The sequence below is a fragment of the Glutamicibacter sp. ZJUTW genome, from assembly GCF_008370855.1.
GTDB lineage: Bacteria > Actinomycetota > Actinomycetes > Actinomycetales > Micrococcaceae > Glutamicibacter > Glutamicibacter nicotianae.
On the sequence record NZ_CP043624.1, the window covers coordinates 576,879 to 601,883 of the forward strand.

At 62.3% G+C, this 25,005-nt stretch carries 23 protein-coding genes, 2 tRNA genes and 2 rRNA genes; 15 read left to right on the forward strand and 12 right to left on the reverse strand.

The window, feature by feature from the left end:
* Positions 1-83: 83 nt before the first annotated feature.
* The 3 genes from rrf (F0M17_RS02805) to rrf (F0M17_RS02815) all read left to right on the forward strand — a co-directional run bounded on the left by rrf (F0M17_RS02805) (position 84) and on the right by rrf (F0M17_RS02815) (position 1,538).
* Positions 84-200 (forward strand): 5S ribosomal RNA (rrf, locus tag F0M17_RS02805).
* A gap of 294 nt (positions 201-494) precedes the next feature.
* A complete protein-coding gene (locus tag F0M17_RS02810) occupies positions 495-1,277 on the forward strand; it encodes an SDR family oxidoreductase (protein ID WP_038990075.1) in 783 nt (260 codons plus the stop codon).
* 144 nt (positions 1,278-1,421) lie between these two features.
* Positions 1,422-1,538 (forward strand): 5S ribosomal RNA (gene rrf / locus F0M17_RS02815).
* A 123-nt stretch (positions 1,539-1,661) separates the two neighbouring features.
* On the opposite strand, the gene F0M17_RS02820 is transcribed toward rrf (F0M17_RS02815), so the two are convergent.
* The 3 genes from F0M17_RS02820 to F0M17_RS02830 all read right to left on the reverse strand — a co-directional run bounded on the left by F0M17_RS02820 (position 1,662) and on the right by F0M17_RS02830 (position 5,079).
* Entirely contained in the window at positions 1,662-2,729 is a 1,068-nt protein-coding gene (locus F0M17_RS02820; protein WP_038990074.1) for an ABC transporter ATP-binding protein, read from the reverse strand.
* 65 nt (positions 2,730-2,794) lie between these two features.
* A complete protein-coding gene (gene otsB / locus F0M17_RS02825; RefSeq protein WP_168201932.1) occupies positions 2,795-3,574 on the reverse strand; it encodes a trehalose-phosphatase in 780 nt (259 codons plus the stop codon).
* Positions 3,575-3,615: 41 nt separating this feature from the next.
* Positions 3,616-5,079, reverse strand: coding sequence for a trehalose-6-phosphate synthase (locus tag F0M17_RS02830; protein WP_149596346.1), 1,464 nt, complete (start codon positions 5,077-5,079; stop codon positions 3,616-3,618).
* A 400-nt stretch (positions 5,080-5,479) separates the two neighbouring features.
* Here F0M17_RS02830 and F0M17_RS02835 point away from each other — a divergent pair, with 400 nt between their 5' ends.
* The 5 genes from F0M17_RS02835 to F0M17_RS02855 all read left to right on the forward strand — a co-directional run bounded on the left by F0M17_RS02835 (position 5,480) and on the right by F0M17_RS02855 (position 10,402).
* The gene (locus F0M17_RS02835; protein WP_073706480.1) at positions 5,480-6,346 is read left to right on the forward strand and encodes a thioredoxin domain-containing protein; all 867 of its coding nucleotides are present in this window, start codon (positions 5,480-5,482) and stop codon (positions 6,344-6,346) included.
* Between the two features lie 182 nt (positions 6,347-6,528).
* A tRNA-Thr gene (locus tag F0M17_RS02840) sits at positions 6,529-6,602 on the forward strand.
* 163 nt (positions 6,603-6,765) lie between these two features.
* Complete coding sequence (locus F0M17_RS02845) at positions 6,766-7,716, forward strand: DUF808 domain-containing protein (RefSeq protein WP_149596347.1); 951 nt, start codon at positions 6,766-6,768, stop codon at positions 7,714-7,716.
* 110 nt (positions 7,717-7,826) lie between these two features.
* Positions 7,827-9,473, forward strand: a complete 1,647-nt coding sequence (locus F0M17_RS02850; protein WP_246857117.1) for an N-6 DNA methylase — start codon at positions 7,827-7,829, stop codon at positions 9,471-9,473.
* A gap of 2 nt (positions 9,474-9,475) precedes the next feature.
* Complete coding sequence (locus F0M17_RS02855) at positions 9,476-10,402, forward strand: hypothetical protein (RefSeq protein ID WP_223308879.1); 927 nt, start codon at positions 9,476-9,478, stop codon at positions 10,400-10,402.
* A gap of 27 nt (positions 10,403-10,429) precedes the next feature.
* Here the strand turns inward: F0M17_RS02855 and F0M17_RS02860 are convergent, their stop codons facing one another.
* Complete coding sequence (locus F0M17_RS02860; RefSeq protein WP_149596348.1) at positions 10,430-11,047, reverse strand: GNAT family N-acetyltransferase; 618 nt, start codon at positions 11,045-11,047, stop codon at positions 10,430-10,432.
* A 410-nt stretch (positions 11,048-11,457) separates the two neighbouring features.
* On the opposite strand from F0M17_RS02860, the gene F0M17_RS02865 reads away from it, so the two are divergent.
* Positions 11,458-11,534, forward strand: a tRNA-Val gene (locus tag F0M17_RS02865).
* A gap of 56 nt (positions 11,535-11,590) precedes the next feature.
* Here the strand turns inward: F0M17_RS02865 and F0M17_RS02870 are convergent.
* Positions 11,591-12,637, reverse strand: coding sequence for an Atu2307/SP_0267 family LLM class monooxygenase (locus F0M17_RS02870; protein WP_149596349.1), 1,047 nt, complete (start codon positions 12,635-12,637; stop codon positions 11,591-11,593).
* Between the two features lie 200 nt (positions 12,638-12,837).
* Between F0M17_RS02870 and F0M17_RS02875 the strand changes: the two genes are divergently transcribed.
* Entirely contained in the window at positions 12,838-14,508 is a 1,671-nt protein-coding gene (locus F0M17_RS02875; protein ID WP_149596350.1) for a threonine/serine exporter ThrE family protein, read from the forward strand.
* Here the strand turns inward: F0M17_RS02875 and F0M17_RS02880 are convergent.
* On the reverse strand, positions 14,505-15,278 hold the full coding sequence (locus tag F0M17_RS02880; protein WP_083586651.1) for a uracil-DNA glycosylase: 774 nt from the start codon (positions 15,276-15,278) through the stop codon (positions 14,505-14,507). The two genes, F0M17_RS02875 and F0M17_RS02880, sit on opposite strands and share 4 nt — an antisense overlap.
* A gap of 156 nt (positions 15,279-15,434) precedes the next feature.
* Here F0M17_RS02880 and F0M17_RS02885 point away from each other — a divergent pair, with 156 nt between their 5' ends.
* The 3 genes from F0M17_RS02885 to groL all read left to right on the forward strand — a co-directional run bounded on the left by F0M17_RS02885 (position 15,435) and on the right by groL (position 18,306).
* Complete coding sequence (locus F0M17_RS02885) at positions 15,435-15,725, forward strand: DUF3263 domain-containing protein (RefSeq protein WP_038990048.1); 291 nt, start codon at positions 15,435-15,437, stop codon at positions 15,723-15,725.
* Positions 15,726-15,767: 42 nt separating this feature from the next.
* The gene (locus F0M17_RS02890; RefSeq protein WP_038990047.1) at positions 15,768-16,373 is read left to right on the forward strand and encodes a LytR C-terminal domain-containing protein; all 606 of its coding nucleotides are present in this window, start codon (positions 15,768-15,770) and stop codon (positions 16,371-16,373) included.
* Between the two features lie 295 nt (positions 16,374-16,668).
* Positions 16,669-18,306 (forward strand): chaperonin GroEL, encoded by a 1,638-nt coding sequence (gene groL, locus F0M17_RS02895; RefSeq protein ID WP_038990046.1) that lies wholly within the window; start codon positions 16,669-16,671, stop codon positions 18,304-18,306.
* Between the two features lie 102 nt (positions 18,307-18,408).
* Here groL and F0M17_RS02900 read toward each other — a convergent pair whose 3' ends face one another.
* The 5 genes from F0M17_RS02900 to F0M17_RS02920 all read right to left on the reverse strand — a co-directional run bounded on the left by F0M17_RS02900 (position 18,409) and on the right by F0M17_RS02920 (position 22,320).
* On the reverse strand, positions 18,409-19,299 hold the full coding sequence (locus F0M17_RS02900) for a DUF4031 domain-containing protein (protein ID WP_121866201.1): 891 nt from the start codon (positions 19,297-19,299) through the stop codon (positions 18,409-18,411).
* 43 nt (positions 19,300-19,342) lie between these two features.
* Positions 19,343-19,633: a WXG100 family type VII secretion target gene (locus tag F0M17_RS02905; RefSeq protein WP_038990044.1), complete on the reverse strand. Its 291-nt coding sequence runs from the start codon at positions 19,631-19,633 to the stop codon at positions 19,343-19,345.
* Positions 19,634-19,744: 111 nt separating this feature from the next.
* Positions 19,745-21,283: a HAMP domain-containing sensor histidine kinase gene (locus tag F0M17_RS02910; RefSeq protein WP_038990043.1), complete on the reverse strand. Its 1,539-nt coding sequence runs from the start codon at positions 21,281-21,283 to the stop codon at positions 19,745-19,747.
* 52 nt (positions 21,284-21,335) lie between these two features.
* Positions 21,336-22,043 carry a response regulator transcription factor gene (locus F0M17_RS02915; RefSeq protein WP_038990042.1) on the reverse strand — a complete coding sequence of 236 codons (708 nt, stop codon included), beginning with the start codon at positions 22,041-22,043 and terminating at the stop codon, positions 21,336-21,338.
* A gap of 58 nt (positions 22,044-22,101) precedes the next feature.
* Positions 22,102-22,320 (reverse strand): hypothetical protein, encoded by a 219-nt coding sequence (locus F0M17_RS02920; protein ID WP_143181037.1) that lies wholly within the window; start codon positions 22,318-22,320, stop codon positions 22,102-22,104.
* 255 nt (positions 22,321-22,575) lie between these two features.
* Here F0M17_RS02920 and F0M17_RS02925 point away from each other — a divergent pair, with 255 nt between their 5' ends.
* Positions 22,576-22,959: a cold-shock protein gene (locus F0M17_RS02925; protein WP_038990235.1), complete on the forward strand. Its 384-nt coding sequence runs from the start codon at positions 22,576-22,578 to the stop codon at positions 22,957-22,959.
* 3 nt (positions 22,960-22,962) lie between these two features.
* Positions 22,963-23,580, forward strand: a complete 618-nt coding sequence (locus F0M17_RS02930) for a DUF3027 domain-containing protein (protein WP_066140224.1) — start codon at positions 22,963-22,965, stop codon at positions 23,578-23,580.
* 72 nt (positions 23,581-23,652) lie between these two features.
* Here F0M17_RS02930 and serC read toward each other — a convergent pair whose 3' ends face one another.
* Entirely contained in the window at positions 23,653-24,774 is a 1,122-nt protein-coding gene (serC, locus tag F0M17_RS02935) for a phosphoserine transaminase (protein WP_121866203.1), read from the reverse strand.
* Positions 24,775-25,005 lie beyond the last annotated feature (231 nt).

Genomic DNA, 25,005 nt, shown 5'->3' on the forward strand with positions numbered 1-25,005 from the left:
AACAACCTCTAGCCAGAAATAACATAAGGCATTAATGACACCGGAATGCATCAAACCATGGGGTTTGTGTGCTTCGTGATTGTTACGGCGGTCATAGCGTGGGGGAAACGCCCGGTCCCATACCGAACCCGGAAGCTAAGGCCCATTGCGCCGATGGTACTGCACTCGTGAGGGTGTGGGAGAGTAGGTCACCGCCGGACTTAACCTAAGTGGGTTTGAGGCTCTAGCCAGTGATGGTTGGAGCCTCACCTGTTTAACCCGTGAGTGTGGTGCGGGTGGCCAGGCGCAACGTCTGGCCTGTTCGTGTTTAAGGGGGTTTGGCCGCTGGCCGCTGGCCGCTGCCGTGTCGACCTGCGACCACAAATGCTTGACTTAGGCATCGTAGTTCAAGAGGACACCGAAAATAGGCCTAGTGTGGGATATGAGCGAGGCCGCGACTGACTCATCGATGGTCTCTCGACTCATCTTCCAATTGCGAAAGAGGGAAACCAAACGTGAGAACTTATGTCGTTACTGGCGCTGCTTCCGGCATTGGTGCAGCCACAACTGAATTGATTCGCGAACGTGGGCACAAGGTCATCGGCGTTGATCTACGTGATACTGACGTCGCGGCTGACCTGTCGACTCAGGAAGGCCGGCAAAGCGCCATCAAGCAGACTCTAGAGCTTTCCGAAGGCAAGATTGACGCTGTCATCGCTGCCGCGGGAATTTCGGCTCCTAAGGCAATTACGGTATCGGTAAACTACTTCGGTGTTACCGAGTATCTGGAAGGCCTCCTGCCAGCTCTGGGGCAATCGGAGGCACCGCGTGTGGCCGTCGTGTCCTCGATGGCTTCGATCCAGCAGAATTCCGCTGAACTGGTTGAAGCATTGCTTACGGGCGACGAAGAGGCATCCCTGGCCATTGGCGCAGAGCTGGAAGCCGCTGGCCCTGGAGCCGGCTATTTGAACTACCCGTCCTCCAAGCGCGCGCTGAGCCGCTGGGTACGCCGTGAATGCATCACGGAGAAGTGGGCCGGCGCAGGAATCCCATTGAATGCTGTGGCTCCTGGCACCGTGATCACCAACATGACTCGCGAATTGCTGGCCACCGACGAAGGCAAAGCAATGGTCGACAAGAATGTGCCGATGCCGCTGAACTACCACTCTGAGGCTGTGGTGATCGCCAGGCTGCTCCTGTGGCTGACGAGTGAAGAAAACACTCACGTCACCGGCCAAACCATCTACTGCGACGGCGGTGCGGAGGCGACGTTGCGCGGGGATAACATCTGGAGCTAGACCTGGCAGCTGAGTATGGCGAAGGACACTGCTGCTAACCGGTTCTGAAGTGGCGCAACCCCTGCGTGCTTGATATAGTTATGGAGTTGTCGCAATCGCGAATGACACCGTAGTTTTCCCATGGTTATCCATGAGGTATAGAGTTACGGCGATCATAGCGTGGGGGAAACGCCCAGCTCCATACCGAACCTGGAAGCTAAGACCCACAGCGCCGATGGTACTGCACTCGGGAGGGTGTGGGAGAGTAGGTCATCGCCGGGCATAATTTGCCGAAGGCCCCGAACGAGAGTTCGGGGCCTTCGATGTTTAACCGAGAAGGTACGCCACCGTTTAAATTCATCGGCGGCTCGGAAATTCATTTCCGAGCCGCCGATGTTGCAGGTACTAGGCGTTGTCCAAACGCAGACCGCTTTCAGTATCAAACAGGTGCACGTGCTGCATATTTGGTGCAATGTTGATGCGCGCTCCACGTGCAGGAGGCGTACGGCCATCAACACGAACAACTACCATCTGGGTTTTGCCGCCCAGCTCCGCTGAGCCGTAGATGTAGGCATCTGCGCCGAGCTCTTCAACCACGTCTACAACAATCTCGACGCCTTCGCCGGCACTGACGATCTCGATGTCTTCTGGGCGGAAGCCCAAAGTCGTTCCACCTTGGGCTCCCGGTGCGTCGATGGTGGTTGAACCGAAAGCCACCTGTCCATTGGACGACTGCAGCTGCACCAGGTTCATGGCAGGGGAACCGATGAAACCTGCGACGAACACATTGCGTGGGCGATCATAGAGCTCGCGTGGGGTGCCTACCTGCTGCAGCTCGCCGTCCTTGAGCACTGCAACGCGGTCGCCCATGGTCAGCGCTTCCACCTGATCGTGGGTCACGTATACGGTCGTGACTCCGAGACGACGGGTCAGCGAAGCAATTTGGGTACGGGTCTGCACTCGCAGCTTTGCATCGAGGTTGGACAGCGGCTCGTCCATCAAGAACACCTGGGGCGAACGAACAATGGCGCGGCCCATGGCCACACGCTGGCGCTGGCCGCCCGAGAGGGCCTTGGGCTTGCGGTCCAGGTACTTCTCCAGGTCCAGAAGCTTGGCTGCTTCCAGCACACGCTGCTTGCGCTCTTCCTTGTCGACGCCGGCGATCTTCAAGGCAAAGCCCATATTCTCGGCGACGGTCATGTGGGGGTACAGCGCGTAGTTCTGGAAGACCATGGCGATGTCGCGGTCCTTTGGCGGAACGTTGGTCACGTCCTTGTCGCCAATGAGAATGCGGCCGGAATTTACTTCTTCCAAGCCTGCAAGCATGCGCAGAGTCGTGGATTTGCCGCAACCCGAGGGGCCAACTAGAACAAGGAATTCTCCATCTTGGATTTCCAAGTCGATTGCGTCGACGGAGGGCACAAGTGCGCCCGGGTAAATGCGGGTGGCCTTTTCAAAGGTCACAGTTGCCATGATGACAATCCTTTCACGGGCAGGTACGTGCCCGACGATCCGTAGTGAAAGTGAATTGGGACACTTCAGTTTCGCATGGAAATGAGACTTTTCAAAAGTTCTGGCAGATCAGCAGGCGAAGAGATAGAATACGCTGCCGCTGTTGGCCCGGATCCCACCTTGATGCCCACATCTTCCGCGCCGAGGACCCTGAATCCGTTCTCGTCGGTGACGTCATCGCCAGCAAAAAGGACCGCCTGCACGTCGAGGGTCTCACGCAGCCACTGCAGGCTTTGGCCCTTGTCGCCGTGATGCACGGTGGCTTCCAAGACCGCCTTGCCATCGAGCAGTTTCACACCGTCCAAATCAGCAAGGGCTTGCCGCGCCTGTGCCAAGGCCTTGGCAGCCGCATCCGGCAGTGCCTGGCGGACATGCAGGACCGTGGCCGACGGCTTGTACTCCAAGCTGGCGTTCTCATGCGCTGCCGCGACGTGCTCCAATCGCTGGGTCACTGTTCCAAGCAGTGCGGTTTGCTCGGCGGTCAGCGGCTCATCCTGCCAGTTTGCACCCAACCGGGACGGAACCACGCGTTCGGCGCCGTGCGAGCCAATGCAAATCCCTGGACGCGGCTGCGGGTAGACCTCGCGCAAGGACTGCAGGTTACGGCCCGACACTACAGCGGTGTATACCCCGGGGCTGGCCGCCAGCTGCTCGAAGGCGGCAGCGGTCTGAGGCAGCGGCCGGGCATCTTGCGGCCGGTCGACCAGCGGGGACATCGTTCCATCAAAGTCCAAAGCCACGAGCACCCGCTCGTGCTCGGCAAACTCAGCCAGCGCGGCATGCAGGGAAGGATCTAGTTCTGGCAATGCGTTCCTCATCAAGGATCACGATTCCCGCGGGAATCTGCTTAGCGAACGATTTCTTGCACGGAGGTGGCCGCATTGATCTCGGCCAGTTCAGCCAGGAAATCATCGGACCATTTGGAAACATCATTGAGCGCCAAATGGCGGTTCATGCGCTTCATCCGGCGTTCCTGCTCCGTCTCGTTCATCTGGACCGCTTCCACGATCTTGGCCTTCATCCCGTCGATGTCGTGGGGATTGACCAGTACGGCCTGGGTCAGCTGATCGGCAGCACCGGTGTACTCCGAGAGCACCAGCACGCCGCGGCCGTCCTGGTGAGCGGCGACGTACTCCTTGGCCACCAGGTTCATGCCATCGCGCAGGGCCGTGACCAGCAGGACGTCGGCGGCCAGGTACATGGCGATCATTTCGCGCAGCGGATAGGACTGATGCAGGTAGCGCAGGGTGGTGTGGCTCAGGGTGTCATGCTGGCCGGTGATCTGGCCGACCATCAGTTCCACCTGGTCGCGCAGCTCGATGTAGCTGTCCACGTTTTCCCGGCTGGGGCTGGCAACCTGGATCAGGCAGACGTCGCCGGCGCGCAGCGTCTGGTCGGAGAGCAGCTCGCCGTAGGCCTTCAGGCGGTGGCGGATGCCCTTGGTGTAGTCCAAGCGGTCCACGCCGAGCATGATGGTTTTCGGGTTGCCCAGCTCATGGCGGATCTGTGCCGCGCGGGCGATGATTTGCGGATCGCGCGATAGCTTGGCGATGTGCTCCGTATCGATGGAGATCGGATGGGCCTTGGCACGGCAGAGATTCTGCATTTCGTTGCCGGCTGGCGGCGACGCCACATCGCCCTTGGTCGAGTAGCCGGTGAACCGGCGCAGGCAGCGCAGGAAATTGCTGGCATCGGTTTCACGCTGGAATCCGACCAGATCAGCCCCGGCCAGCCCCTCCAGAATCTGCGTGCGCCACGGCAGCTGCGAGAACAGGCTGGCTGCCGGAAACGGTATGTGCAGGAAGAAGCCTATCTTCAGATCAGGGCGTGCCAGCCGCAGCATCTGCGGAACCAGCTGCAGCTGATAGTCGTGGACCCAAACGGTCGCGTCCGGAGCGGCAATACCCAGTACTGCATCGGCGAATCGCCGGTTGATTCTCTTGTACCGGTCCCACCAGGTGCGATGGTATTCCGGTGGCACGATCACGTCGTGGTAGAGCGGCCACAGCGTCGAGTTGGAGAAGCCCTCGTAGTACTGGGTCAAGTCATCTTCATCCAGGGGGACCGGAACCAGATGGATGTCATCCTTGTCGAAGCTCTCCAGCTCCTCGCCAATACCGCCATGCCAGCCCACCCAAGCGCCTTCGGAGGCGGCCATAACAGGTTCCAGGGCCGTCACCAAGCCACCGGGCGAACGCTGGAATCCTTGCGACCCGTCAGGATTGGTGATGCGGTCCACCGGAAGGCGGTTGGCCACAACCACGAAATCGTAGGAATTCTCGGTCTTTGTACTCGGCGCTGGGTTACCCACTGCAAACCTCCTGGTTTATTCAATCTGATTCACCGGCGTGGTGCAGATTCGTCGGTTCTGAGTGAATGACTTCTCGTCTAATTTCCTCGCTCTTGCTATTTAGCCTAATGAAAACTGGCTGGTAAGGGAACGATGGGGCGGATTGCACCGTCATACGCGTCACTTTTGCGCAGATGCCGTGTACTCAGGATGGCAATGGCAGTAGACAAACCATTTCCGCTGGTCACTTGGTTTAACGCTCAAGTTAAGCCGTGAAGGGCACTTTGGGGGCTGTATGCGGAAGATATGTGAGTCCTGTGAAGGTGGATCAATCTTGAGTTTTCACGGATACGGACCCCGGGAATTGGCTAAGCTTGACTCCTGATGATACTTGTCCGCTGACCAAGGAAACGCCAAATACATGTCTACGAATAACCCGCGCCCATCGAAGGCGGAGCGCACCGCGAGTGCCCGTGAGAAGGCGGCGCAGATGCGTGCCGCGCAAGAAGCCGCCCAGAAGCGCAAGTCGCTTTTCGTGAAGCTGGGTGTCTTGGCTGCAGTCATTGTGGTCATCGCACTGGTAGTTACTTTGATCGTGCAGAACAACAACGCCAAGATTGCCGACGCCGGCGCCGTGCCGCAGGGCGGTACCGCAGCGGGCGGCATCATGGTCACCTCGCCAGACACCGTTGCACAGAAGACCATCGAGAACGTGGACATCAAGACCCTTGAAGCGCCTGCCGAAGCGCCGAATCCTGCCACCCCGCGCGACCTGACGGTGGCTGACAAGGGCGAGCCGATCAATATCACCATGTACGTTGACGCCAACTGCGTCCACTGCGCAGACTTCGAGGCCACCTACGGCGACCAGATCGAAGAATGGCTGGCCAATGGCGATGTCACCGTTGAATACCGCAACGTCGGCTACCTGGACCGTGGTTCGCCAACCAACTTCTCCTCGCGCGGCGCCAACGCACTGGCTTGCGTTGCCGACGAGAGCCCAGCTGCCTACATGAGCTTCGTCAAGGCGCTGTGGGGCCACTACCCAGAGGGCGAGATGAAGAACGCCGAGCTTGCGGACCTGGCCATCCAGAACGGCGCTGCTGACTCCGTGACCAAGTGCATCGAGGATGGCAAGTTCCGTCCATTCGTCCAGTACGCCACGACCGCTGGCCAGTACGACGGCGTAGCCGGCACCCCTTCGATCTTCATCCAGGGCAAGGAGTTCGCACTGGGAACCCAAGACTTCCCGACCGAGGTCGAGAAAGCCATCGCTGCCAACAAGTAAGCCCATCCAGCCACCGCTGGACAATTGTCCGGGATCCGGTAGTATCCTTAGTGATCTCGCACCCGGTCGATGGGAAGGAAGCCAATGCTGGCTTCCTTCCCATTGGCATTTAATCGGGCATGCGCTGCGCGGCTGCGCCAATTCGCAGTGCCGAGGGGTTTTCCGATATTCTTATCCGGTACGCCCCCTTAGCTCAGCTGGCCAGAGCGTCTGTCTTGTAAACTGAAGGTCACCGGTTCGAATCCGGTAGGGGGCTCTGATCTGGTCTTGGACCAGCAGCTGGAACCGTGCCGATGAGTTTTCATGGCACGGTTTTCGTTTTCACCCCGGATTGTGCCCGATGCAACCTCGCGCCTGTGGCAGGCTCTAGGATCCCGCCGGTAGAATTCTGCGCAGAACCTAGATTTGAGGAGCCGACCATGGCCGGAGGCCTTGCAGCACTATTGGACGACGTGGCCGCCCTGGTGAAAGTCACCGCGGCATCGCTGGACGACATCGCGCTGGGCGCTGGCAAGGCCAGCACCAAATCCCTGGGTGTCGTGATCGACGATGCGGCAGTCACCCCGCAATACGTGGCAGGGCTCTCGCCGAAGCGCGAGCTTCCGATCATCTGGAAGATCGCCGTTGGCTCCATCCGGAACAAGATGCTGATCATCCTTCCGGTCGCTCTGATCCTTTCGCAGTTCGCCCCCTGGGCGCTGACCCCGATCCTGATGGTCGGAGGCGCCTATCTGGTCTTCGAAGGGGCCGAGAAGCTGCTCGAAGCGATGGGCGCGATCAAGCACCACACTCCGGGCGGCAAGGAGGGCGTGCGCGACGAAAAAGCGATCATCGGTTCGGCCGTGCGCACCGACCTCGTGCTCTCTGCGGAGATCATGGTCATCTCGCTGAATGAGGTGGCGCACGAATCCTTCCTGAACCGGGCGCTGATCCTGGTCGTGATCGCGATCCTGATGACCGTCGTGGTCTATGGCGCCGTGGGCTTGATCGTGAAAATGGACGACATCGGCCTGCACATGGCCGCCAAGCCGCGCCATCTCTCGCAGAAGATCGGCCGCGGCCTGGTCAAGGCGATGCCCATCGTGATGTCCATCCTGAGCAAGGTCGGCGTGATCGCGATGCTCTGGGTCGGTGGGCACCTGCTGCTGGTCGGCATGGACGAGCTCGGCTGGCATGCGCCGTACGGCTTCGTGCACCATGTGGAGCTGCTGGTCCACGACGCAAGCGGCCAGGCAGGCGCCATGCTCGGCTGGCTGGTGAATACCGCCTTCTCCTGCCTGGCCGGTTTCATCATCGGCTCGGTGATTACCGCCATCGTCCTGGGCATCCAGAAGCTGCGCCGCAAGGGCGAAGCCGAAGCCGCCCACTAGGAACGGAAATCAGCGGGCGTCCCGCGCACGTAGAATAGAGAAGTTGCAGCCCGGACCCGGTCTTCTGGGCCAGCCAAACTGTCTGGCCTGCGTGGAAAGATCGATGAGTGTTGAGTAGAGAATTGACTGATCCGGCCACTGCCCGCCATGCGCGCGGCGCCTACTTCACCCCGGAACCCGTGGCCAGCTTCATGGCGCAGTGGGCGCTGGGGCAGCACGGCAGCAGGGTTCTGGAACCCTCCTGCGGCGATGCGCAATTCCTGGCCGCAGCGAACGCGGTGCTGGACGACGGCAGGGGCCCGGTGGAACTGGTGGGCCTGGAGCTGCACGAGCCATCGGTGCAGGCGGCCCGTGCGCGGATGCAGGCCGCCGGGATCGACGCGCAGATCGAACAGGCCAACTTCTTCGAGGTTCCCGGGCACGCAGACTTCGATGCGGTCATCGGCAACCCGCCCTATGTGCGCTACCAGCTGCACCGCGGTGCCGACCGGCAACTCTCGCGCGCCGCGGCCAAGGCCTCGGGCGTGGAGCTGAACGAGCTGGCCAGCATCTGGGCGGCCTTCGTCGTGCACTCCACCAGCTTCCTGGCCGCCGGCGGGCGCCTGGCGCTGGTGCTTCCGGCAGAGCTGATGTTCGTGAACTACGCAGGGCCGGTGCGCCAGATGCTGCTCGAGCGCTTCGCCAGCGTGCACCTGGCAGTCTTCGAGGAACGCCTGTTTGCCGACGCGCAGGAAGAAGTGGTGCTGCTGCTGGCCGAGGGGTACCGCCAGGGCTCCAGCGATTCCTTCAGCCTGCACCAATTCCGCAATGCCCATGACCTGCACACCCTGGGCGCTGGCACCCGGCACACCCCGGCACGCGGCAACGACCGCTGGACAGGATCGCTGGTGGGCCTCGAAGCGCAGGGGATCCTGTCCGCGGCTCTGGCCGCCGGCCGGATGGCTCCGCTGCAGTCCTGGGGCGAAACCTCGCTGGGTGCTGTCACCGGCAACAACAAGTGGTTCACGCTTTCCGCCGCGCAGGTCCAGGAGCTGGGGCTGGCCGACGAGGATTTGATCCGCATCTCGCCGCCGGGCTCGCGCCACCTGCGCGGGCTGGAGCTGAGCGAGGAGGGCTGGGAAAAGCTGGCAGCGCACGGGGCGGCGGCCTGGATGTTCCGTCCCGCCGCGGAACCCAGCGGCGCCGGCGCGCGCTTCGTGGCCAGCGGCGAACTGCTGAACGTGGATGCGGCCTACAAGTGCCGGGTGCGCTCGCCGTGGTGGCGGGTGCCGGTGCTGTCGGTGCCGGATTTGTTCATGACCTACATGAACGCCGATACCCCGCGGCTGACCGCCAACGAGGCCGGGGTGCACCATATCAACTCGATCCACGGGGTGTACCTGGGTGCCGATGCGCGCGAGCTGGGCCGCGAGCTGCTGCCGGTGGCGTCGCTGAACACGCTGACCATGCTCGGCGCCGAAATGGTGGGACGTTCCTACGGCGGCGGCATCCTGAAGCTGGAGCCGAGCGAAGCCGACCAGCTGCCGGTCCCGGCCATCGGCATGGTGCAGCGCCATGCCCCGCAATTGCGCGCCATCAAGCCCGAGGTGCGCGAGCTGCTGGCCCATGGGCGCAAGCAGGAAGCGGCGAACCTGGTGGATTCCGTGGTGCTCAAGGCGCTGCTCGGCCTGGATGCGGAAGCGATCGAGGCGCTGCGCGCGGCGCGGATGAACATGCTCGAACGCCGCAAGGCCCGAAGCAAAGCAGTGAAGGGATAAGCGTGGCCAATCCTGCGATCGAGAAGACCCTGGCCTTCGCCGAATTCGATGCCACCTTGATGTCCGCGCCAAAGGATTCGCCCTGGCTGGATAATGGCGCGGTCACCGGGGAATTCAACCCGTCCTACGCGGTGCTCGAGCGGCTGCTGAGCATCCCGGTGCGTTCCAAGGCGGTCACCCGTTCGGGCCGTTTCGCCCAGGGCGTGGATGCCTGGCTGGCCCACGAGCTGCGCCGTGCCGGCTTCGATGCCGACCTGGTCTGGCCGCGCCCCGAAGCGCCGCGGGTGCTGTCCAGCGACATCCTCCAGCTGCTGCGCAAGCTGCCCGAGCGGCTGGCCGACGAGGTGCACGAGTCGATCATGGCCGGCAAGGCGGGCAGCACCGACGCGCGCATCCTGGGCCGCGCCTACATGAAGCAGACCGACGTGGTGATGACCCACTGGTCCACCGGCCCCGAACTGCTGCTGAGCACCAAGGCGATGACCTCGTCCTTCGGCAAGAACCTGGCCAACCGCTATGAAGAGGCCTACGGCGACGCGGCGAACCTGCGCGCCCGGTACCCGCTGGCCGCCGTCGGGTTCTTCTTCGTGCAGCGCGCCACGATCCTGGAATCCGAGCCGGCGGCCTTCCGCCGCACCGTGGACATGATCCGCAAGCTGCGCGACTTCGGCGACGGCTTCGGCTACACCGCAACCGGTCTGCTGCTGGTGGACTGGGATGATGCGGCCGAGCAGCCGGAGGTCAAGTGCGTCCATGCCCCGGTGCCTGCCGACATTGCCGCCCCGCAGTTCCTCAACGCCATGGTCGATGCGGTCCTGAAGGTCACCCCGATCGACTTGCACGAGGCAGCTCGCGCTCGCCGGGCCGGCGAAGTCGCCCCGCTGCCGGGCCACGCCATGGTGGACGAGCAGCAGGACGCCCTGTTCTAGCCTGATCCAGAAAGCCGTCCCAGGCCGTCACATCACCGGCACGGCGGAGGCCGGATCCTCGGAGCCGAACTGCGCGGCGAAGCGGTGCATCGGGCTGGCGGGCAGAGCCAGGCTCGGGACCGGCTGCGCGGCGCCGGGCAGCTGGATGGCTACCTGGTCGGCGGAAGCCTGCGGCAGGTCCGCGGCCCACTGCCAGGCGGCTTCGGTGGCCCGGTAGATGAACTTGAGCCGGCCCTCGTGCTCGAAGCTGCGCTCGCGCTGCCACAGCTCGGAGCGCTCGTAGAAGGCCCAGGAGGCAGGGTTCTGCGAATCGATGACGCTGATCGGGGTCTTGCCCGAACGCAGGGCATGGGCCAGGCGCAATGAGGTCACATGCTGGCGGATGCCCAGGCGGCGGTAGTCGGCGCGCACGGCCATGCAGCCCAGTTCCACCGCGTTCATCGAGGACGTCGGCGCCACGATGGAGTCGTGCACCAGGCCGGCGGCAACCAGGGTGCCCTGGTCGCGCACGGTCACCAGGAGGCTGAGGCGATCGAACTTCTGATGCCAGCGCTGGTCGACCACGGTGTAGAGGGTCGCCAATTCATCGCGCTGGGCTGGCAGAACGCATAGGGATGACAAGGAAAAGTTCAGGTTTTCAAACACTGGGGTACGGTCCTAAAAGCTAAGAACGAACGAAAGATGAGGCTTTGCGCGGTGGATCAAAATCCACTGCGCGGTTTCGTTGGCCTTGAGGGGACCGATGCCGGCGGCTTCCGGCAACTTCCTTGTAGGGTCCAGTTTGAGCTCGATGAGCTAGAAAAATTATGGAGCCTGAAGTCCCTTTTTGACAAGTGGAAAAGGGTACTTTCAGGTGAATCCCAAATAAACCATTCGGCATTGTTTTTCTGTTCTACTCACTGGCCAAGCCGCTGGGATTCAACGCGGCGTTCGATGCGGCACATCGGCGTGTTTGGGGCAGGGATCCGGCGGCTTGAGCCGGGGCCGATTTGGAGCGGGGCTCGTTTCCCCGGTAGGATTGCTTATGCACTTGGCTAGCAAGTCAGGGCGCAGATGGATCTTTAGCTCAGTTGGTTAGAGCGTTCGCCTCACACGCGAAAGGTCGCTGGTTCGAGTCCAGTAAGATCCACCAAAATCGAAAGCCACCGCAATGCGGTGGCTTTCGTCGTCTCCGGCACAGTCCGGAAGCTAGGCTCCGAGCAGCTGGTGCACCCGAGGCTTGACCTCTTCGCCAAGCAGCTTGATGCTCTCCAGCATCGCCTCGTGCGGCAAGGAGCCCGCAGAGTACTTGATGTCGACGCGGGATAGGCCCAGCTGCTGGGCCACCTTGGTCATCTTCCGCGCCACGGTGTCCGGGCTGCCGGCCATCATGGCTCCCTCCGGTCCCATGGAGGCCTGCAAGCGCATTTTGCTGGCAGGTGGCCAGCCCCGTTCGGCCCCCAGCCGGTTCATGGTGCGCTGGTAATGGGGCCAGAGCGTTTCCAGGGCTTCCTCGTCGCTGCCAGCCACCAGGCCATGGAAGTGCGCCGAGACCGGCAGCTGCTCCTGGCCGAATTCCTCCAGCGCGCGGCGGTAGAGGGTGGCCAGGCCTTCGAACGCCGAAGGCTGGCCGCCGATGATGGCCAGGCACAGCGGCAGGCCGTGCCGGGCCGCGCGGATCACCGACTGCGGGCTGCCGCCGACCCCCACCCACGTGGTCAGCGGCTTGCCCTCCAGCAGCGGGTAGATCTGCTGGTTGCGCAGGGCAGAGCGGTGCTTTCCCTGCCATGACACCGGTGCGCCGTGGCGCAGCTTGGCCAGCAGATGCAGCTTCTCCTCGAACAGGTCCTCGTAGTCCTCGAGGTCCAGGCCGAACAGCGGGAAGGATTCGATGAAGGAGCCGCGGCCGGCGATGATCTCGGTCCGCCCGTTGGAAATGGCGTCCAAGGTCGCGAAGCGTTCGTAGACGCGCACCGGGTCATCGCTGGAGAGCACGGTTACCGCGGTGCCCAGCTTGATGCGCTGCGTGGTGCTGGCCAGCGCGGCCAGCACGATTTCGGGGGAGGAGATGGCGTAGTCGTCGCGGTGGTGCTCGCCCACGCCGAAAAAATCAAGATTCGAGGCTTCGGCCTGCTGCCCTTCGGTGATGACATTGCGGATCACCTGGGCATGGCTCAGCGGGTTGCCGTCGGCGTCCTCGGTGATGTCGCCGAAGGTCTCGGCGCCGATCTCGGGCAAGGGGAACTGCGTAGTCACTGGAACCTCCGAATATATGCAAACACATCTAACTTCCGCTTGGTGCAACCAACTGCGGACCGGCAGTATTCCAGTGGCCGAAAATACCCCTGAATGTGTCCGGGGATACCTCGCGAATTCACCACGTTCCGGCCAACTTTCCATGCACGGGTTGTATGGTGAATTCCATGGGAAAAACTTTGGTTGAGGGGGAGTGATTCGTGGCGCATCGATCTAGCGAGGAGCAGTCCGCCGAGTCGACTGCAGCAGGCGAGGATCCGGCTCCTGCCGCCGGCGCCTTGCCCCGCATTGCCACTAGTGAGATCAATATGGGCTTCCATCCGGCGGAACCCGCCGAAGAGCCTGCCATGGCCTCGGAACTGCCGCTCAACACCGCGGTCAGCGCCAATGTGGCGGCTGCCGATGCCTCCGATATCGAGTGGCGCACCGGCCAGGTCCACACCACCGATGAGGGCATCACCCTCATGCCTACCCGCGCCAACCCGGTGGCCCGCCGCCTGCTGGCGAAAATGTGGATCTCGGACACCCCTCCCACCCAGGCGCTGAACATCGTCGAGCGCCTCCAGGGCACGCCCTATGCCAACCCCAAGATCAATGTGGACCAGGACGCATCCAACCGGCGCACCATGGAATTCGCGCTGGACTTGGGCGAGACCCTGATCCGCTACGGCGCAGGCGCCCTGGAAGTGGAAACCAGCATCATCGCGGTGACCGCGGCACTGGGCCTGAGCCACTTGGACGTGGACATCACCAACCAGTCCCTGCATTTGAACTACAGCCCGCCGGATGCCGAAAGCTATTCGGTGCTGCGCGTGGTCCGCTCCTACACCGCGAACTACGCCGGCATGGTGCTGGTGCACGAGCTCGTCTCGGACATCATCGCCGGCGGCGTATCGCGCACCGCCTCGGCCAAGCGGCTAAAGGAGATCACCCGGCAACCCAAGCCGTTCCCGCGTTGGATCGTCGCCTGCGGGCGGGCAGTGTTCGCCGCCGCGTTCGTGCTGTTCATTGGCGGTTCCTGGGCTGGCGCGCTGGTGGCGATGATCTCTTCGAGCCTCGTGACGCAGATCGGGCGGTACGGTTCGCGCTGGCGGGTGCCCGAGTTCTTCACCATCGCCGCCTCGACCTTGGCGGTCACGGGCATCGCCTTGCTGGGGCACCAATTCCATGCACCCCTGGATCCGGCGCTGGTGGTTTCCGGCGGCATCCTGCTGCTGCTCCCGTCGGGCAGGTTCGTCTCGGCATTGCAAGATGCCATCAACGGCTTCCCGGTGACCGCGGTAGGCCGCCTGTTCTCTGCCAGCCTGATCTACGGGGCGATCCTCTGCGGCATTGCCACGGCGTTGGTGATCTCGGATCTGCTCGGCGGGGAAAAGGTCGATGTCCACCAGATCGCGACAACAGAGTATCCGGCTTGGCTGCTGGTGATCCTGGTGGGTGTGGCCATCGTTGCCGGTGCGGTCACCGAGCAAAGCGCGCTGCGCCTGCTGCTGCCTACTGCCGGCATTGCTGTTGGCGGCTACCTGGTGCAGCTGCTGGCCGTAAGCATTGGACTCGGTGACCGGGCCACCCCGGCGCTGGTTGCCACGGTGATCGGTTTCGCCGCCCGGCTGGCCGCGGACAAGCTCAGGTCCCCGCAGCTGGTGCTGGCGGCCCCCGCGATCATGTTCCTGCTTCCCGGCTTGATGATCTTCCGCGCAATGTACGGAATCGTCATCAACGTGGAAGACATGGCCACCGGCCTGGTGGAAATGTTCAACGCGATGGCGATCATGCTTTCCATCGCTGGCGGGGTCGTCTTCGGCGATACGCTGTGCCGTCCGTTGACCTCTACCGCCCGGCGCGAGCGCCGGCGCATCCGCCGACGCTAAGTTCTCGGCAATGACCAGTCGATCGGCTCCTGTCCGCTATCGGACAGGAGCCGATTGATATTCGAGAAGGGCTTGGAGCCGAAGAAGCCGCGCGAGGCGGACAGCGGCGAGGGGTGGGCGCTTTGCAGCTGCACGGCGTTGGGCAGGGATCCGGAAAGCTTCTGCGCATGATTGCCCCACAGCAGCGCCACCAAAGGCAGCGGCCGCTCATCCAGCGCCTGGAGGATCGCCTGCAGGATTGGCGCCCATCCCAGCTTCTGGTGCGAGCCGGCATTGCCCGCGGTCACCGAGAGCACCTGGTTCAGCAGCAAGACTCCCTGGGACAGCCAGGGACCCAGATCCGGATGCGGGACCGGATCCAGACCGAGATCGGCCTGCAGCTCCTTGTAGATATTGGCCAGGGAACGCGGCAGCGGGCGGACCTGCTTATTCGCCGCGAAGGCCAAGCCGTTGGGGTGGCCGGGCGTCGGATAGGGGTCCTGGCCAATAATTAGGACCTTGACCTCGGATAATGGCAAGCTCAGTGCGCGGAACATCACCTCCGGCGCTGGAAGGATCTGTTCGCCGGCGGCCGAGCGGGCCGCCAAATCGCTGGCCAAGCGACGCAGCAGCGCGTCCTGGCGGCTGAGCGCAGGAACCCAGTCTTCGGCAATAAACCCGTGGTCGGCCATGGATTTTGCGCCGTGGTAGAACGGGAAATCCGCCGCTTCATACACGGGCGCCGCGGCTGGCTCGGGAGCGTCGAAAAGTGCTGGCTGCATATCGTCCATAGAGGCAATTGTGCCGTTTTTCTGGCGTGCCTGTGCTCGGCCACACGGTGTTAGGCAAGCAGATTGGTTAGAATATCGGTGGTATATCTACCGGTGGTGGATTGCATGCATAGCCGAAACCTGAGAAAACCGATCCAAGAACCGAGGTGAGAACGTATGGCTGAGAATGGATTGCTGGCGGATTTCGTGATGAACCCGGATTCGGAATTGGACGAGCGTTCGCAACAGATCCTCAACCTGGAAAAGTTGTGGTGGAAGTATGCCGGGGCCAAGGAACAAGCCATTACCAAGCAGTTTTCGATGTCGCCGACGAATTACTACCAGCTGCTGAACCAGCTGATTGAAACCGACGCGGCACTGGCCTACGACCCGATGTTGGTCAAGCGCCTGCGCAGAGCACGTTCTACAAAACGTCGCGTGGGCGGTAAGGTCGGCACGGGACGATAACCCTGCCTGCCGTGACCAATCAGACCTCGAGCAAGGACGAGAATGACCAACTACCCGCGTGACGAATTTGATCGCGTTCCGGAATTCAGCACCCGTGTGGGTTCGCACCACGCCCACGGATGGGCGCAGTCCGCCGCGTCAAAGTCAACCGGTGGGAAATTGCGCTGGGTAGTGCTGACCGCAGTGCTCGTGCTGGTGATCGGTGCCTTGTCCTTCATCTTCGGTCCGCAGCTCAAGGAGACCCTTGCGACTTCGGCTGAAAGCGAAACCTCGCAATCCCAGGAAAAGACGGCCGAGTCCTCCGAGGAAGCAGCACCGAGCGAATCCGAATCGCCATCAAGCACCATCGATGACGAGGACGTCCTCTATGGCCAGCTGATTGGCGTCTACAACGCGGCCAGCGTCGCCGGCCTGGCCAACGCGGGCGAGGAAGCCATGACCGAAGCCGGGTTCACCAGCGTCGTCGCCGACAACTGGACCAAGCCGGCCGAAGTGTCCGCGGTCTACTACATGTCCGAGGCTTACCGGACCACCGCTGAAAAAGCCGCAGAAGTCCTGAATATCGACGAAGTCCTGCAGACCAGCAACATTCCGAACCGGGTCACCGTCGTTTTGGGATCAGACGACACCCTGGGGCTCAACGAATAATTCGTTCATAATTCCATACGCTCAGAGCCGATCGGCTTGCACTCGCCATGCGAGAGTGCCAATATTTGTATTAGCACTCATGCGTTGCGACTGCTAACGCCGGTCGGCTTTTGCGTTCACCAGGACGTCCAAAGCGCTGGATGGCGGATGCGGCGCGTGGAGCGTGGAAAATACCTCAGATAGCGAGAGCTGAAACGGTTGCTGGCCCGATGCCGCACCGGTCCACTCGTCCGTCGCGGGCGCTGTCTGTCGGTTGCATTTTCGCAAAATCGTCCCGAAAGGACCGTACGCCACAATGGCTAAGATGATTGCATTTGACGAGGAAGCACGCCGCGGACTAGAGCGCGGCCTGAACACCCTTGCTGACGCCGTGAAGGTCACCCTGGGCCCACGCGGCCGCAACGTTGTTCTGGAGAAGAAGTGGGGCGCTCCTACTATCACCAACGACGGCGTGTCCATCGCTAAGGAAATCGACCTCGAAGAGCCTTACGAGAAGATCGGCGCAGAGCTGGTCAAGGAAGTTGCCAAGAAGACTGACGACGTCGCTGGCGACGGTACCACCACCGCAACCGTGCTCGCACAGGCACTGGTCAAGGAGGGCCTGCGCAACGTTGCCGCAGGTGCCGACCCGATCGCGCTGCGCCGCGGCATCGACAAGGCTGTAGAAGCCGTCACCGCTGAACTGTTCGCCGCTGCGAAGAAGATCGAGTCCAAGGAGCAGATCGCTGCTACCGCTTCGATCTCCGCAGGCGACACCGAGATCGGCGGCCTGATCGCCGAGGCTCTGGACAAGGTTGGCGAGCAGGGCGTCATCACCGTTGAAGAGTCCAACACCTTCGGCCTGGAGCTGGAGCTGGCAGAGGGCATGCGCTTCGACAAGGGCTACATCTCCGCTTACTTCGTCACCGACGCAGAGCGCCAGGAAACCGTTCTCGAGGACCCATACATCCTCATCGTGAACTCGAAGATCTCCTCGGTCAAGGACATGGTGACCTTGCTGGAGAAGGTCATGCAGTCGAACAAGTCGCTGCTGATCATCGCCGAAGACGTCGAGGGCGAAGCCCTGGCCACCCTGATCCTGAACAAGATCCGTGGCCTGTTCAAGTCCGTTGCCGTCAAGGCTCCGGGCTTCGGCGACCGCCGCAAGGCCATGCTGACCGACATCGCCATCCTCACCGGCGGCCAGGTTGTTTCCGAGGAAATCGGCCTGTCGCTGGACAACGTCGGCCTGGAGGTCCTGGGTACCGCTCGCAAGGTCGTCATCACCAAGGACGAGACCACCATCGTTGAAGGCGGCGGCGAAGCCGACGCCATCGAGGGCCGCAAGGCGCAGATCGCAGCCGAGATCAAGAACACCGACTCGGACTACGACCGCGAGAAGCTGCAGGAGCGCCACGCAAAGCTCTCCGGCGGTGTCGCTGTGCTGAAGGCCGGCGCTGCTACCGAGGTGGAGCTCAAGGAGCGCAAGCACCGCATCGAAGATGCCGTGCGCAACGCCAAGGCTGCTGTTGAAGAAGGCATCGTCGCCGGTGGCGGCGTGGCTCTGATCCAGGCTGGCGCCGCTGCTTTCGAGAAGCTGGCCCTGGAAGGCGACGAGGCAACCGGTGCGAATATCGTTCGCGTTGGCATCGAAGCCCCGTTGAAGCAGATCGCATTGAACGCCGGCCTGGAGCCAGGCGTTGTCGCTGACAAGGTCAAGGGCTTGGCTGCGGGCCACGGCCTGAACGCCGCAACTGGCGAGTACGTGAACCTGCTCGAGGCAGGCGTCAACGACCCAGTGAAGGTGACCCGTTCGGCACTGCAGAACGCCGCATCGATCGCTGGCCTGTTCCTGACCACCGAAGCTGTTGTCGCAGATAAGCCAGCTCCTGCTGGCGCTGCTCCAGCCGGTGGCGATGACATGGGCGGCATGGGCGGAATGGGCGGCTTCTAAGCTTCCCGCATGCACTAAGCACGCAGTAAACGCGCCGATGGCCCGGATCCTTCCAAGAAGGGATCCGGGCCATCGGCCGTTGTGCGTGCAACGGGCACCGGGCTAAAGCCAGCCGCGCAGCAGTTCCAGTTCGGTCTGCAGATTATGCCGGGCGCTGCGATCCCAGCGCTGGTATCCGGCGGGGGTGCCGTAGATCCGTTCCTTCTCCAGCAAGCTGGCCAGGATCTTGCTGCGCCCGGCGGCAAGCACATGGCGCGGAAGATGCTCGTACTCCTTGTAGACCGCCTCGGCATAGCGCTGGTAGGCCGCGGCGGGACGGGCCAGGACCTCCAGGTCGGCATCGCAGAGGATATGTCCCAGGCGATCGGTTTCTGCGGGCGCATGCGTTGCGGTGAGCATGACCAGGTCGCTGACCTTCGACACGGCACCGGGGGAGAGCACTCCCCACAGCCGCTCGCGGGCCATGATTGCCGATTTGAATTCGTCTTCGCTGGTTCCCTCGTAGACGGCATCGTGGAACCAGGCGGCGAGCTGAAGGAGCATGAGCTCTTCATGATCGGCCTGGTTCTTGGCCAGCCAGTCGATGGCTTCCAGCACGGAGAGCAGATGCACCCGGTCATGGTAGTGCCGGTGGCTCTGGGACCAGCAGCCCAGCAGCTCGGATCCGAGCTGCGGTTCGGTAGGCAAGGTGCGGGACCACCGGCGGGCGAGCACCGCCCCTAATTTCTCCGGACGGTATTTGGCCGGGATCCGAATCCCGGATTTGACCAGCGCCCTCACCAGTTCGCTGCCGGAGACCTCGAGAGCGCCGGCGGAAACGAGCTGGTCGTAGCGTTCGCGCGGGACATCGTAATGGTCCCGGTCGAAGGCCCGGCGCGAGATGTCCTGCTGCTCGGCGAACTGATGCAGTTCAGCCAATGACGTATCCGACACCAGATGGGCGAAGAGCGTGCCGTGGGCAGGCCAGCGCGGCGGGTCAATCAGAATGCTCATAAGGCTAAGCCTACTGATCAACCTGCCGCTGCGCGTGCGCTGGTCAGTATCGGAACAGCGAGGTATTGACCTGCTCGACCTCCTCGTACTGCATGGAGGCGTGGTTCAGCGCGGTGGCAATGCTGCTCAGCGCCTCTTCGATCTGGACATGCGTTGAGCGCCATTCGGCCACGATCGACTGGAAGGAAGCCGCGGCGGAGCCCTGCCACGTGCTTTGCAACTGGTCCAGGTTCATCTGCATGGTAGAGACTTCATTGCGCAGCCGGTCGATGGTATTCATGACGGCCTGGGATTTCACCTGCATCTCACCGGTGTTGGTGGAGAACGTGCTCACTGAAATCACCCTTTCTAAAATACGTGAATCGGTCACTGATGCACTTACCCTAGAAACACCGCACCCCGTGGCGGCGCAAGCCGGCACGGGGTGTGGAGAAGTCCAACGGCGCTAATCCTCGGTATCGTCGACTTCCGGGGCCTTCGGTTCAGGAAGCGGCACGTAGGGCATCGAGATGGACATCGTCGCGCCTCCGCCGGGGGTATCAGCCAACGCCACCGAACCACCGTGCTGCTGGACGATGGCCGCGACGATTGCCAAGCCCAGTCCGGAACCGCCGGTCTCGCGATGGCGCGAGCTGTCGGAGCGGTAGAAGCGTTCGAAGATCCGCTTGGAGTCTTCGGCCGGGATGCCCGGGCCATGGTCGCGGACCTCGACGACTGCGTCCATCGTTCCGGCCACCAGTGAACGCACGCCCACGGCAATTTCCAGCGGGGAACCTTCCGGGGTGTAGCGCAGCGCATTGGTGAGCAGGTTGGCAATGATCTGCCGGATCCTGGCGTCATCGCCGACGGTGCTGGCCGGGCTTGGCCGGTCGGAGGTCAGCCCGACGAGCTTGACGGTGCGGTCAGGTGCGCGGACCTTGGTGTCTTCCACCGCGTCCTGGCCGAGGACCAGCAGGTCCACCGGCTGCCGTTCCATGGGGCGTTGCTCGTCCAGGCGGGCGAGCATCAACAGGTCCTCGACGAGACGCGCCATGCGCTTGGATTCGCCTTCGATGCGGCTCATCGCCGAATCCATGGCTTCCGGATCCGCCAGCCCGCCGTAGCGATAGAACTCAGAGTAGCCCTGGATGGTCACCAACGGGGTGCGCAGCTCATGCGAGGCGTCCTGGATGAAGCGGCGCATCTTCTGCTCGGAGGCCTCGCGGTCGTTGAACGCCTTTTCGATCTGGGCCAGCATGGCGTTCAGCGAGCGGGAAAGCCTGCCCACTTCGGTCTCTGCCGGGTAGTCCTTCACGCGTTGGGACAGGTCGCCGTCGGCGATCATCGACGCGGTGCGCTCCACATTGATCAGCGGCTTGAGCGAACGCCCGGTGAGGCCATAGGCGATCATCGACATCAGCAGCGCGGCGAGCGTGCCGGTGGAGAGCACCAGCACCGCGGTCTGGTTCACGGTGCGGTTCACATTGTCCAGCGGCAGGGACAAGAACAGGTTCAGCTCGCTGCTCTTCAGCGGGATCATGACCGTGCGCCAGCCAGCGGAGGTGGGGAAAGCACCGGGAACCGTGGCTGGGGAATTCGGGTGGGCCGCCAGCTGCTGGATCTGCTCCATGTTCAGCAACGGCAAATCCGTGCCGTTGGATGGGCCCACCCGCGAACGCGGCATCACGTAGACGATCTCGCCATCCTGGTCGCGGATGTCGGCGTAGGCGCTGCTCAGCCCCAGCAGCGTGGCATCGACGTCCAGCGCGTCATGGCTGCCGTTGTCCTCGTTCAGGGAGTAGAGGTAGGCCTTGTTGAGCCCGTAGGCCATCGTCGACTTGGACACGTTCAGCTGCTTGTCGATCTGGCTGGTCATCGCGATCCTCAGCGTGTGCGCTGAGCCGATGGCGGTAGCGAAGATCGCGACGATCATCAGGCCAAGCATGACCGCGACCAGCTTCGTCCGCAGCGAGGTGCGGCGCCACTGGGCTCGAAATGACTTCATATGGTGACTTTACAAGGCCTTCAACTATTGGCGCGGACCGTTACCTGTGCCGTTAGCGGCGGTCCGGGGTGCGCATCAGGTAGCCGACGCCGCGCTTGGTCTGGATCAGTGCTGGCCATTCCGGGCGGTCCACCTTGCGGCGCAGGTAGGAGATGTATGATTCGACGATCGAGGCATCGCCGTTGAAGTCGTATTCCCACACGTGGTCCAGGATCTGCGACTTGGACAGCACGCGGTTCGGATTCATCATCAGGTAGCGCAGCAGCTTGAATTCGGTGGGGGAGAGATCGATGATCTCGCCGGCGCGGCGGACCTCGTGCGCATCGTCATCCAGTTCAAGGTCGGCAACGACAATCGTCGCGTTCTCGTCCTCGCCGCTGGCGGTGCGGCGCAGCACGGCACGGATGCGGGCTACGACCTCGTCCAAGCTGAATGGCTTGGTGACATAGTCGTCGCCGCCGACGGTCAGGCCGGTGACCTTGTCGTTGGTGTCATCGCGGGCGGTCAGGAACAGCACCGGGAAGTGGCGTCCGGCGGCGCGCAGCTTGCGGGTGATGGTGAAGCCGTCCATGTCCGGAAGCATGACGTCCAGGACAGCCAGGTCGGGTTCCTCGGCCTCGACGGCCGCGAGGGCTTCGCGCCCGTTGGCGGCAGCGACAACTTCGAAGCCTGCAAAGCGCAGGGAAGTGGAGAGCAGTTCGCGGATGTTCGGCTCGTCGTCAACAACGAGAAGTTTTGCCTCAGCAGTTTTTGGACTCATGAATCCAAGTGTGCCGAATTAGTCTGGGAGTCTCCTGAGCGAATCCTGGGGTAGCTGCTTAGCTTTTTCGGCGCTTGGCGATGTTTCCGAAGACCACGATGGCGGCCAGGATGAATGCAATGGGCAAGCCTACGCGCGCGAAGAGCATGAGCACGGGCGGGATGGCGATCTCCTGGAAATAGAAGACGAGAGTTCCAATTAGCGCCAGGGTGGAAAGGATGGCGATGATGATCGCCAAGCGGGACAGTGCAGTCATGGTTTTGGATGAATCGCTCACGGTACCAAGTTTAGCCGTGGAGCCCGGGCTGGCGGTGCCGAATGCCGAGAACGGCGGGCAAAGATGAATTCCGCGTGCCAGTGATGACATAATCTTAGATAAAGGACTTCAACCGATCCAGCAGATTGAGCACCCGGCAAAGAAGCACAGAAGAATTCCGGCAGTGGCTCCGTTGGATCGAACATATGAATATGCATGGCGCTGAGCCGGCCTCGGCCATGCAGCTTAGTTAAAGAACGAACGAGGTAAATGATCATGCCTAGCGGCAAGGTTAAATGGTACGAAAAGGCCAAGGGCTTCGGTTTCATCACCGCAGAAGACGGCAAGGAAATCTACGTCAATGCCGCGGCATTGCCCGAAGGCGTGCATGACCTGCGCCCCGGAACCCGATTGGAATTCGGCGTTGCCGAAGGCCGTCGCGGACCGCAGGCGCTGAGCCTGCGCCTGCTGGAAGCGGCCCCATCGGTAGCTCGCGCCAAGCGCAAGAAGCCCGAAGACGAAGCCGTGCTGATCGAGGATCTAATTAAGCTGCTCGACAACGTTTCCAATAGCTTGCGCAATGGGCGTTATCCTGAACAGGCATATGGCAAGAAGGTTGCTACCGTGCTTCGCGCGGTAGCCGACGATCTGGACGCATAAATAATGGCCCGTAAACCCAAGTTGGACACCATCCTCGCCGAAGCAGTGGATGCTGCTCGCGGCGCGCTCGCAGAAATTGCCGGTGCGTCGGAAGTCGGCGAACACCTAGGCGTCACGGCGGAAGGTGAGCGACTTGTCACCCATCGTTTTGTCTCCCAGAAAACGGGATATCAAGGATGGACCTGGTTTGCCACGCTTGCGCGGGTGCCACGGGCCAAGTCCAAGGATCTGACGGTGTGCGAAGTGGGCATCATCGCAGGGGAGCAGTCACTGCTGGCCCCGGCCTGGGTGCCATGGGCAGACCGTCTGGCCAAGGAAGAGATTGAAGCAGCCAAGGCGGCGGAAGCCGCAGAAGCCGCAGGAGACGGGGCTGGATCCGGCAACGAAGCTGAAGCAGCCGAATCCGCGAAGCCGGCGGAGAATCCGGAAGCATCGGAGCCAGCAGCTGAGGCGAAGGACCAGGACGCCGAAACCGAAGCGGTGAATGCCGAAAACGATGATGAGGCTTCGCAGCCGCACAAGTCGCCAGCTCGTCGCCAGGTGCGTCGCCGCCGCACCGCGCAGCGCACGGCAGCCCGCCGCAGGGCAGCGCAGCGCAACCGCACGCGCAAGGAAAGCTAAGCAGCAGCGAAAAAGACCTTCGCGCAACGATGATGAATCGTTGCGCGAAGGTCTTTGGCCTTAATCGGCTGCTTAGAGCTGTTCGATCACGTAGTCGATGCACTTGAGCAGTGCCTCGACATCGCTTGGCTCAATTGCAACGAACGTGGCGATACGCAGCTGGTTGCGACCGAGCTTGCGGTATGGCTCCACGTCGACAACGCCATTGGCGCGCAGCGCCTTGGCAATTGCCGAGGCATCGACCGAGTCGTCGAAGTCGATGGTGGAGATGACATTCGAGCGGTGCGCCGGGTTGGCAACATAGGACGAAGCGACGTCGGAAGCCTCGGCCCAATCACGGATCTTGCCCGCCGATTCCGCGGTGCGCTGCGCTGCCCACTTCAGGCCGCCGTTGGCATTGATCCACTTGATCTGTGCATCCAGTCCAACCAGGGTGGTCAGCGAGGGGGTGTTGTAGGTCTGGTTCTTCAAGGAGTTATCCAGCGCGGTCGCCAGGTTCAAGAAGTCCGGGATCCAGCGGTCGGTTGCCGCGATTTCCTCGATGCGGGCAATGGCAGCAGGGGAGACGAAGGCGAGCCACAGGCCGCCGTCCGAGGCGAAGTTCTTCTGCGGAGCGAAGTAGTACACGTCGGTTTCGGCCAGATCGACATCCAGGCCGCCGGCGGCGCTGGTTGCGTCAATGACTACCAGCGCATCATCATTGGCGCCAGGAACGCGCTTGATTGGGGCCGCAGCGCCGGTGGAGGTCTCGTTGTGCGGCCATGCGTAGAGGTCTACGTCGGCTTCGGCGACTGGCTCGGGAACGGTGCCCGGCTCGCCGACAATGATCGAGGAAGGCTCCAGGAATGGCGCCTTGTCGGTGGCCTTGGCGAACTTCGAGCCGAATTCGCCGAAGGACAGGTGCTGCGCCTTGGAGCGGACCAGGCTGAATGCTGCGGCGTCCCAGAATGCGGTGGAGCCACCTACTCCGAGGAGAACTTCGTACCCTTCGGGAGCGTTGAACATTTCCTTCAAGCCGTCCTGAACCGAAGCGACGAGGTTCTTGACCGGAGCTTGGCGGTGGGACGTGCCGAGCAATTCGGGGCCGGCATCGACGATGGCCTGGATCTGTTCTGCGCGGACCTTGGACGGTCCTGCGCCGAATCGACCATCGGCGGGCAGAAGATTTTCTGGAATGTTGATGTCCGTGCTCATCGCGCTCCTCTTGTAGCGATAGATTGAAGTGCCATGCCGGCCACTATTACCCGTGGTTCGGAATATTGATAGATAGCCTTGGCGTTTCAATAGATATCTTCGCAAATAGCGGGGGGTCGTGAGAAAAGCGCGTCGGTCGGTTACGCCGAAGGCTTGGCGGGTTACAGAGCTTTCTGTCGCTCCAACCAAGTAGAGTGGGGTATTGACGCCACGTATTTTTCGAGCGAACTT